The following is a 10,118-nucleotide window of genomic DNA, read 5'->3' on the forward strand; positions in this document are numbered from 1 at the left end:
GGATAGGTGTGAGCCACCTTCTCCCCCGATCCAGTGGTCCCGTCCCCGAACGTCCACTGGTAGGAAGTGATCTCCCCATCCGGATCAGTCGATCCGGAGGCGTCAAACAGGACGGCATATGGCCCGTCCCCGGGGGAGTAGGTGAATTGGGCGATCGGCCCTTCCGCGGCGAAGGCACCAACAACCGCTGTCAGCAGGATCAGAATCGTGATTCCAAACGCACGCAGCATATACTTTCTCACTCCTTTCAAACCAGGTATGTCTCCCCGTCGCGGCATATGATCGCCCCGGGAATCGGGGATGGAACCCCGCCGATGTGGGTCACCATAACTACACCTGCGGAGGCGCGGGCGATTCGGGTCACCGTTCGCGAATCGAGGTGGCCGGGATCGTCGGTCGGGACAGGATGGGTGAGTTCGGTGATCACCACGTCCGCCCCGGCGACGAGGGAATAAAGCTGGGGACAGTCCCCGGTGTCACCGGTGTAAGCAACCTCACGTCCGTCGACCGATAACCGATACCCATACGCATCCAGGCCGAAGTGCTCCATCCGCACTGCGGTGAACTCCAACCCACCGGCGCGGTATTCCCCGTCCGCACCGACCTCCACGTACTTGAGGATCAAATCGGGAGCGAGCCCCTTCCGGACCAGCTCCGGCCAGGCGAGGGCGGAGAGCTGTTCCGTCCTTTTCTCGAGCCCGCGGGGGCCGATCATGTACAGCGGCCGGTCGCGGTGGAGGGTGAAGTGATACAGGAGAAGGAGAAACGGAATCCCGAACGAGTGATCCGCGTGGAAGTGGGAGATGAAGACGTAATCGATCGCGGCGATGTCCGCTCCCACCTTGTGAAGCTGGAACAGAGCCGTCGGAGGAAGGTCGAGGAGGATCCGCCCGTCAAGCAGGATCGAGCTCCACAGCCTCCCCTCCCCAAACGCCGCCCCCGAGCCGAGGCAGGTTACGGCGAGCTGAGCCATTCCCTAGCTCAACGCCCGATCCGTCTCCCGCAGGCGGCGGGCAAGCTCCTCCAGCATTCCGAGCGCGACCTCAGGGTAGGCGGCGATCAGCCCCTTCATCGCCCACGGGGACAGGACGAGGCAGCGCGTATCCTCGGTGGCGATCACGTCCGCCGAGCGGGGAGCACCGTCGAGCAGGGACATCTCCCCGAAGAACGCCCCTTCCCCCAGCTTGGCCAGACGCTCTTCCCCGCGGCGCACTTCGGCCGCACCGGAGAGGATGAGGTAGAACCCAACCCCGGTGTCTCCCTCGGAGACGATCTTCGTACCCGCCTTGAACTCCTTGTCCGTCGCCGACTTGAGGATCGCTTTGAGCCCGCGGTCACTCAGCCGCGAGAAGAGCGGTACCCGCTTGAGAAGGACGATGGTATCCTGGTTGATCATGTTTCCCCCTTGTCGATCGATATCTTGACGTTCCAAAGCATGATATAATAAGCAACGGACGATTTGCAAGCCAAGAGGAGAGCCGATGTCTTGGAGCACCACCCTTAAGAACCGCCAGTTGATCAGGTCGCAGCTCGCTGCCGGGGAGGAAATCGCGGTCATGTTCAGCGATATCCGCGGTTTCACCGAATACACGGCAGCAGCGGGCGACCGGGCCGCATGGCGCCTCGCCCGGTTCCATGAAACCTTGCTGCGGAATGAGATCGAAGGGCATAACGGGGTCCTGGTGAAGACGCTCGGAGACGGGGTGATGGCTGCGTTCGGGGAGTTGCGGGACGGCGTTGCGGCAGCGGTCGCAATCCAACGGGCGATCCGGGCGAAGAACGACGAGCTGGAGACCAGACCGATCGAAGTGGGGATCGGGCTGGCGAGTGGGATTCCGGTTATGACGGAGACCGACTTGTTCGGAAACTCGGTCAACCTCGCCCAACGCCTGTCCGCTATGGCCAAGGGAGGACAGATCATCGTCACCAAAAAGATCAAGGAGGCCGTCCCGCTCAAGGAAGGGTTGCGCTACATCCCGCTCGGGAGGAGGGAGATCAAGGGGCTGGGGGAGGAGGAGCTCTACGAGGTTGCGTGGATGGCGGAGCTTTTCCGCATCTCGGACGCGCACGATCGCATAACCATCGTCCTCACCGCCCGCGGGACGGTGGTGGTGGAGATGGCGAAGGGAGCACGCCAGGTTACGGGAAAGAAGCATCTCCCCTTTTTCCGATTCCGGCGCACCCGCAAGGCCGATCCCCCGCAGGCCTCCCGTGAGTACCCGGCGGCGGAGGTGGCCGCATCCCTCCACCGCCGCACCCTCACCCTCCGGTTGGGTGGAAAGAGGAGCATCCGGCTGCGCGGGGTCGATCCAGCCGCGGCGCGGGAGTTCATCGAGAGCCTCCATCGCCTCGCCGCTGGAAACTAATCCTTCCCCTCCGGGTTAGATAGGGCAGCTCACGATACGGAGGTACCGCCATGAAACGCGCCCTGGTCTTCTTGTTTGCAGCGTTGATCCTGCTATCGGTTTGCTCAATCGGGATGGGGGACGGGATGATCCTCCCCGACCATCCCGACCGCGGTTGGCTCTCGGTCACCTACCACCACGTCACAGTGTCAGTGAAGGACGGGATCGTGGTGACCCACGTCGACCAGGAGTTCCGTAACGACACCTCACACCCGATCGAGGGCGAGTACGTTTTTCCCCTCCCGCCCGGAGCGGTCGTCTCCGACTTCGCCATGTGGGCAGACGGGAAAAAGCTGGAGGGAAAGGTGCTCGCCGCCGATGAGGCGCGGGAGATCTACGAGGATTACGTGCGCCGCACCCTGGATCCGGCTCTGCTCGAGTACATCGGCAGAGATACCATCTCCGCCCGGGTCTTCCCGATCCCCGCGGGGAAGACGCGTCGGATCGAACTCACCTACACCGAGATCCTGAAGGCGGAGTCCGGGATCTACCGCTACCGCTACCCTCTCGACACCGAACGGTTCTCCGCCGCCTCGCTCGGGGAGGTGATGATCGACGTTTCGATCGAGACCACAAGCCCGCTTCAGGCGATCTACTCCCCGACGCACGCGGTCGCGGTGACACGCGCCGGAAACAGGGCCACCGTCCACTACGAGGAGGAGGACGTCCTCCCGCATGAGGATTTCATCCTCTATTACTCCGTCCTCCCTGAGGAGATGGGGATGACCCTCCTCACCTACAAGACCTCCCAGGAGAATGGATTCTTCCTTCTCATCGTCTCTCCCAACGTGGACCAGGACGAGACGATCCTCCCCAAGGATTTAGTCTTCGTCCTCGACACGTCGGGGAGCATGTCCGGAGACAAGATCGCGCAGGCGAAGGAGGCGCTCGAATTCATCCTCCGGAATCTGAATCCAGATGACCGTTTCGCCGTGGTCGCGTTCAGCGACTACCCGCGGGCGAAGACCGACTCCCTCCTCCCGGTCACGCCGAATAACATCGCCGCGGCAGCCGGGTGGGTGGAGAAACTCCAGGCAGACGGGGGGACGAACATCGACGAAGCGCTCACTACTGCCCTCGCCCTTTTCGAGGCCAACGATCGCCCGCACTACCTGATCTTTCTCACCGATGGGGAGCCTACTGTGGGGAAGGTAGAACCAGCAGAGATCATCGCCGACGCCGGGAAGGCCAACACTGCGGGGGCGCGGATCTTCTCGTTCGGGGTCGGCTACAACGTGAACACCCTCCTCCTCGACCGCTTGAGCCAGGAGAACCACGGAACGACCGTGTACGTCACTCCGGACGACAACCTGGAGCGGGCGATCTCCTCGTTCTATCGGAAGATCTCCTCCCCGGTCCTCACCTCGCCGCGGGTCGAGATCGCGGGGGTCAAGACCTACGATGCCTACCCGACCCCCCTCCCCGATGTCTTCCGCGGTTCTCAGCTCCTCTACGTCGGCCGGTACGAGGAGGGAGGTGAGGGAGAGATAATCCTGAGCGGTGCGGTGGGTGGGAAGACCGTCTCGTTCAGTGCGGTACGCACCTTCCCTGCGGTTTCCCTCGATGCCGACTTTCTCCCCCGCGTATGGGCCGGACGGAAGATCGCCTACCTCCTCGATCAGATCCGCCTCTATGGGGAGACGGAAGAACTCGTCGACGAGGTGATCGAGCTGAGCAAGCGCTACGGGATCATCACCCCGTATACGTCGTTCCTGGTGGAGAATGAGGACCTATCGCCGGAACAGATGGCAAACCAACTCGGGCAGGCGGCCGCTGCCGCCCCGGCGAGCGGGAAGCAGGCGGTCGCCGGAGCAGCGAGCATCCGCACCTTGGCCGAGGCCGAAGCCGCTCCGCCGGAGACGGAGTCGGTCCGGGTCGTCGGGGATCGGGCATTCTTCCTCAAAGACGGGATCTGGATCGATAGCACGTACTCCGACGAGGAGACGATCAAGATAAAGGCGTACAGCTCCGCGTACTTCGATCTCCTGACGCTCAAGCCGGAACTGGCAGCGTACTTAGCGCTCGGTGACCAGCTGATCCTCAAGGTGGGAACGGTCTACGTTGAAATCGGCCCGGTCGGAGTGGAGACTCTCACCGATGAGATACGGGAGAAGATTAACGGCTGAGATCGGTATTGGGATCCTCGTGATCCTGCTGTTTGTGCTCTGCGGGACGGGAGAGTCGCTCCCCAAGGGGGTTCTCCCCTCCCCGCCCGCGGAGCCGATCACAGTCAAGATCGCGACCGACAACTCCACCTATGCTCCCGGAGCCGGGATCAGGATCACGGTCGAGGTGGACAAGGAGTGTTACCTCTACCTCTACGACATCGACCCCGCCGGAACGGTCACCCTCCTCTTTCCCAACCGGTTCCAGCCCGATCCGCGGGTCGGGCCGGGGAAGCTGTCCCTGCCCGGGAAGGGGTATCGATTCGTGGTGAGCGGTCCCGAGGGAGAGGAGACCCTGGTCGCTCTCGCCTCCCTTGCACCGATTCCGGCGCTCGCTCCGGACGAGAAACACCCGTTCCGCGAGTACGAGATCAAGCCGGAGGAGTTCGTGCAGCAGCTTGAGTCGGGGCTCGAGTCCGGGGCTTACTCCGTCGCCTGGACCCGAATCCAGGTCTATCAGCCAAAGGGAGTGGTAACGATTGACTCCGTTCCAGAGGGAGCGAAGATCTACGTGGACGGAAACTACGTCGGGAATACCCCGAAGACTCTCATCCTCCCTGCCGGGACAAGGACGATCACCCTACGCAAGGACGGGTTCGCCCCGTACTCACAGAGGTTGCAGCTCGCCGACCGGACCGCAGCCGAGATCTCGGCCCGGCTGGAGGAGGTCGAAATCACACCCCCGGAAGAAGGGGGCGCTCTTCCATCCGGGTTCGTCGTCATCGACCTCGGAGCGGACAGCGTCGGAGGGGAGCTCGGGATCGGGCGGACGCTCGGGGTCACCGCTTCCGCCCGCTTCCTCCATGACCCCGACCTCGTTGGTCCCGAGCTCCAGATTGGGATCAGGTTCCACCTCCCCACAGCCTCGTCCCTGCGGCTCGTTCTCGGGATCGGGATCGGGTTGCAGGAACGGTACGTCGTCACCCCGCCTGGAACCCCGATCCCGGAGAAGATCGACATCCAGCCGGAGACGGAAACAGCGGTTGTGCCTTCCGCTTCACTCGGGTTCGCTCTCAACCTCTCACCCGCGATCCTGTTCGGGGGGTACGACCTGCGCCGCGGCCCGATCATCGGGGTTGGGCTCGCGTTCTGACTTTAGGTCATCCGTGCTTCCGGTATAATCCCTGGCAAAGGAGGTAACGATGGATGACGCAACACGGCGGGAAGAGGTACTGAAACAGGTGGAGTCGCGGGGGATCAGGTTCGTCCAGCTCTGGTTCACCGATCTACTTGGAAACCTGAAGAGCGTTGAGATCCCCGCCCAGGAGCTCCCCCGTGCGCTCGCTGAGGGGGTCGGGTTCGACGGATCATCGATCCACGGGTTCGCGCGGATCGACGAGAGCGACATGATCGCCAAGCCGGACCCGCAGACATTCGCCGTCCTTCCATGGGAGGACGACATCGCCCGCCTCATCTGCGATATCCTCCGGCCGGACGAAACCCCGTACGACGGGGACCCGCGGTTCGCGCTGCGCCGTGCCCTCGCCCGCGCAGCGGAGATGGGCTACACGATGTACGTCGGCCCGGAGGTGGAGTACTTCTACTTCCGCACCGGGGACGGTCTACAAGCCCTCGACTCCGGCGGGTACTTTGACCTCGTTCCCCCTGACCTCGGCTCGGAGATCCGGCGCGAGACGGTCCTCGCCCTCCAGGAGATGGGGATCGGAGTGGAGGCGGCTCATCACGAGGTCGCCCCCAGCCAGCAGGAGATCGATCTCCGGTTCTCCGATGCCCTCACCATCGCCGATCAGTTGATGACCACGCGGTTCGTGGTCAAGGAGATCGCCCGCCGACACGAGATCCATGCCACGTTCATGCCCAAGCCGTTGTTCGGGGAGAACGGCTCCGGAATGCACACCCACCAGTCGCTGTTCACCCAAGAGGGGCGGAATGCATTCTTCGATCCCGACGATCCCCTTTATCTATCCTCCGTGGCGAGGGGGTACATCGCTGGGTTGATGCGTCATGCCAAGGAGATCATCGGGGTATGCGCCCAGTGGGTGAACTCCTACAAGCGGCTCGTCTCGGGGTACGAGGCCCCGGTATACATCACCTGGGCCAAGCGGAACCGGAGCAACATGATCCGCGTCCCGATGTACAAGCCAGGGAAGGAGGAAGCGACCCGAATCGAGTTTCGCGCTCCCGATCCGGCGTGTAATCCGTACCTCGCGTTTGCGGTCATGCTCCACGCGGGGCTGACCGGAATCGAGGATAGCTACCCCCTTCCGGACCCGATTGAGCGGGATGTCTACGCCATGACCCCGGAGGAACGGGCATCGCTCGGAATCGAGGAGCTACCCGGGAGCCTCAACATGGCGATTGCCCATATGGAGGGAAGCTCCCTCGTACGCCGGGCGCTCGGGGATCACATCTTCGAGAAGTTCATCGCGAACAAGCGGATCGAATGGGACAACTACCGCGCCAGGGTGCATCGGTACGAGATCGAGCGTTACCTGGAAATGCTCTAATTAAGGGGGGGCTGGGGAAGGCAGGGCTGCTGCCGTACCTGCCTTCCCCGGGTAAGAACCGTTGGCTGTTCTTGTTACAACTTTGGGAACCCCCGCATCGGATGTGACGGCTGGTTGCCATTGCCCACCGCGCTCTCAGGACAGCGGGCCGAACCTGTAAGGAGGTGAAACACTCGACCACACATCCTCCGCTCCTTGTCCTTAGGTGATACGAGCTTACCTCAGCGCGGCGGTCGAGATAACGACAGAGGAAAGGTCGGAACGAGGCGTTCGCAACCCCGGGTCGGTAACCGGGTCTTCCGCAATGGTGCCGGATGTCTCCTACTCCGGCGGTATTCGGGCGATGCGCCAGTAGTCCTGCACCGTTTGGATCAAGCGCTCAAAATCCTTGGAGTCGACCGGCTTGTTCATGTAGCTCGCCGCTCCGGAGTCGTACGCCTTCACCATGTCCTCCTGAGAGGTAGAGACGGTGAGGACGATCACCGGGATCCGACGGAGTTGGTCATCGTTCTTGATCTGCTCCAGGACCTCGAGCCCGCTCATCTTCGGGAGCCGCCAGTCAAGGAGGATCAAGTCGGGGCGGGGGGCGTCGGTGAACTCCCCACGGTGGTAGAGGAAGTCGAGCGCCTCCTCGCCGTCGGCGGCGAAGTAGAGATCGCAGTGCGCTCCGCTCTTGCGCATCGCGCGCTTGATGATCATCACGTCGTTCGGATCGTCCTCGACGACCAGGACCTTTATCTTATCCGGATTGCTAGGCATGGACTTTCACCTCGTTTCTCACAGTCGCTTGGGGGAGCGTGAAGTAGAACGTGCTCCCTTTGCCGATTTCCGATTCCACCCAGATCTCCCCCCCATGCTCCTCGACGATCCGCTTGCAGATCGCCAATCCCGCTCCGGTCCCTTCATAATGCTCCCGCGGGTTCAATTTCTCAAACAGACCGAATATCCGCTCGTGGTGCCGGGACTCGATCCCGATCCCGTTGTCCCGCACGAAGAAGGTGTGCATCCCGTGTCGGCGGGAGTCCCGCACCCAGCCGACGTGGATCACCGGGAGTGCCTTGTCGTTGAACTTTATCGCGTTGACGATCAGATTGTGGAAGACCTGTCGTACCTGGATCTTGCTCCCCATCACCGCGGGGAGGTCGGGGTCGATCTGAAGGTTCACCCCGCGCAGGTCGACCTCGAGGTCCTCCTTGATCTCCTCCACGATCCGCGCTACCGGGACTCGCTCGAACGACGTCGCGTCGAGGTGGATGTTGGACAGGTCCCGCAGGTCGTCGATCAACTCGCGCATCCGCATCGAAGCATTCTTGAGGGTGTGCAGGTACTTCTTCCCCTCCTCGTCGAGCTTGTCCTCGTAGTCCTCGAGGAGGAAGCCGGTGAACGCCTCCACGGTGTGGAGCGGGGACTTCAGGTCGTGGGAGACGACGCGCGAGTACTCCTCCAGCTTCTCGTTGCTCCGCTCAAGGCGCTTCGTCTTCTCGCGCAGACCCTCCTCCAACCGCTTGAGCTCGGTGATATCGATGTAATGATCGATCCTGCCTCCCTTGTATCGATCCGTCTCGATCGGGATCGAGCGGTAGACGAGGACCCGCTCCTCGCGGCCGATCCCGGGGCGGACACGGCAGGTGTAAGAGTCGATCCGCTCCCCCTTCTCGATCGCTTCCTGGACTTTCTTTCCGAACTCATCAGCGTTTTCGAACACCCCGACATAGCGGGAGAAGGCACGCATCGCCTCGATCCCGATCAACCGGTCGCGATCGATCCCGAAGAACCGCCCGATCGCCTCGTTCGCCCACACCACCTGCCCCTTCCGGTCGGTGATGACGATCCCGGAGTCGAGGGTATCGACCGCCTCCTCGATCAGATAGCGGTAGCGCGCCTCCGCCTCCATCAACCGCCGCTCGAGCTCGGCCTGCTGACGCAGGTCGCGCGCCTCTACGATCGCCACCCGCTCGTTGATCCGCGTCGCCCGCAACTCGACCGGGATCACCCCGCGCGTCTGGGAGATGAACCGGAGCTTCACGTCCCGCAGCTCTCCCCGCTCGAACAGGCGGACGAGTTCGGTCTTCATGTGATCGATGTCCTCGGGATGTACGTACTCGGCGAGCCCAAGGGCGCGCTTGGTCGGATAGCCGATCGTGCTGCGGGATGCCTCGTTTCGCTTGAGGATCGTCCCCTCCTTGTCGATGAAATGGAGAATGTTGAGCGAGTTCTCAAATATCTCCTGTTCATAGCCGTCCTGGAGGGTCTTCGCCCGCCGCCACCGCTCGCGGCGCACGGCGTTGCGCTGGTTGATCAACCCGATCCCCCCGCCGAGCACAAGGTCGATCCCGAACAGCCCGACGATCAATCCCGGGTTCCCGAACCCGATGAACGGCATCCCGAGCAGGGCGGTCGCCAGCCCGAGTGCAATCCCGCCCCGGAGGCGAAGGAAAGACGCCCCGATGATCAACGGGACAGCGAACACCCCAAACACCAGCCCGACCGGCCGGTAGAGGGAGGAGATGGAAAGGAGCACTACGGCGAGGATCGCGATGCTGTACGCGGCGACAACGATTATCGCCCTCTCGACAGGGTTCAATTTCGTCTTCAATGGTGTCCCATCCTCGGCTGCCGCCTGGCCCTCCTAATGTTGACTAAACGCCCATCTAGACTATAAAAACGTGCAGTCAAATCAGGAAGGACAGCCGTCACCTGCCAGGGAGACGTTCTTCTCTCAGATGATCAGATTGGCGTTCAGTTCAACCGAGAACGGTTCCATGATCTTCTGCAGGTAATCCTCGCGCAGGATCTTGATCTTCCGGCTCTCGATCGCGATGATCCCCCGGCTCTCGAGCTCGCTCAGGGTGCGGATCGCCGTCTTGGAGGAGACCCCGGCCATCTCGGCGAGCTCGGCGCGCGAGAGCTCGACCCCGCTCTTGCCAAGAAGGAGGATCAGCCGGGCGAGGCGCTCCTTGCTCGAAGAGTAGGAGCGTTCGGCGAGTTTGTTCTGGAATGCCTTCAGTTCCTCCGACAGGCGCTCATACATGCGGAAGATCGTCTTCGGATGGTGCTCGAGGAAGTAGAAGAAATCCCCC

Annotated in this window: 10 protein-coding genes; 4 read left to right on the forward strand and 6 right to left on the reverse strand. The window is 62.4% G+C overall.

Going from position 1 to position 10,118, the window contains the following annotated elements; all coding sequences use genetic code 11:
• The 3 genes from J7J55_02560 to J7J55_02570 all read right to left on the reverse strand — a co-directional run.
• Nucleotides 1-278 (reverse strand): PKD domain-containing protein (locus J7J55_02560; GenBank protein MCD6141589.1); only part of this gene is annotated, 278 nt, incomplete at its 3' end.
• On the reverse strand, nt 248-973 hold the full coding sequence (locus J7J55_02565) for a ribonuclease Z (protein MCD6141590.1): 726 nt from the start codon (nt 971-973) through the stop codon (nt 248-250). The genes J7J55_02560 and J7J55_02565, both read right to left, overlap by 31 nt.
• Before the next feature lie 3 nt (nt 974-976).
• Nucleotides 977-1,396, reverse strand: coding sequence for a cyclic nucleotide-binding domain-containing protein (locus J7J55_02570; GenBank protein ID MCD6141591.1), 420 nt, complete (start codon nt 1,394-1,396; stop codon nt 977-979).
• A gap of 85 nt (nt 1,397-1,481) precedes the next feature.
• Between J7J55_02570 and J7J55_02575 the strand changes: the two genes are divergently transcribed.
• From J7J55_02575 to J7J55_02590, 4 genes are read left to right on the forward strand one after another with little or no spacing between them, the layout of a single operon-like run.
• Nucleotides 1,482-2,366, forward strand: a complete 885-nt coding sequence (locus J7J55_02575) for an adenylate/guanylate cyclase domain-containing protein (protein MCD6141592.1) — start codon at nt 1,482-1,484, stop codon at nt 2,364-2,366.
• 50 nt (nt 2,367-2,416) lie between these two features.
• Nucleotides 2,417-4,531 (forward strand): VWA domain-containing protein, encoded by a 2,115-nt coding sequence (locus tag J7J55_02580; GenBank protein MCD6141593.1) that lies wholly within the window; start codon nt 2,417-2,419, stop codon nt 4,529-4,531.
• Nucleotides 4,503-5,663, forward strand: coding sequence for a DUF4384 domain-containing protein (locus J7J55_02585; GenBank protein MCD6141594.1), 1,161 nt, complete (start codon nt 4,503-4,505; stop codon nt 5,661-5,663). The genes J7J55_02580 and J7J55_02585 overlap by 29 nt, the downstream gene beginning before the upstream one ends.
• 49 nt (nt 5,664-5,712) lie before the next feature.
• Complete coding sequence (locus J7J55_02590; protein ID MCD6141595.1) at nt 5,713-7,038, forward strand: glutamine synthetase; 1,326 nt, start codon at nt 5,713-5,715, stop codon at nt 7,036-7,038.
• Nucleotides 7,039-7,359: 321 nt separating this feature from the next.
• Here the strand turns inward: J7J55_02590 and J7J55_02595 are convergent, their stop codons facing one another.
• The 3 genes from J7J55_02595 to J7J55_02605 all read right to left on the reverse strand — a co-directional run.
• Nucleotides 7,360-7,797, reverse strand: a complete 438-nt coding sequence (locus J7J55_02595) for a response regulator (protein MCD6141596.1) — start codon at nt 7,795-7,797, stop codon at nt 7,360-7,362.
• Nucleotides 7,790-9,634, reverse strand: coding sequence for a PAS domain S-box protein (locus J7J55_02600; protein MCD6141597.1), 1,845 nt, complete (start codon nt 9,632-9,634; stop codon nt 7,790-7,792). The genes J7J55_02595 and J7J55_02600 overlap by 8 nt, the downstream gene beginning before the upstream one ends.
• A gap of 123 nt (nt 9,635-9,757) precedes the next feature.
• Nucleotides 9,758-10,118 (reverse strand): winged helix-turn-helix domain-containing protein (locus tag J7J55_02605; GenBank protein MCD6141598.1); only part of this gene is annotated, 361 nt, incomplete at its 5' end.

Source organism: Candidatus Bipolaricaulota bacterium, assembly GCA_021159055.1.
Lineage (GTDB): Bacteria > Bipolaricaulota > Bipolaricaulia > UBA7950 > UBA9294 > S016-54.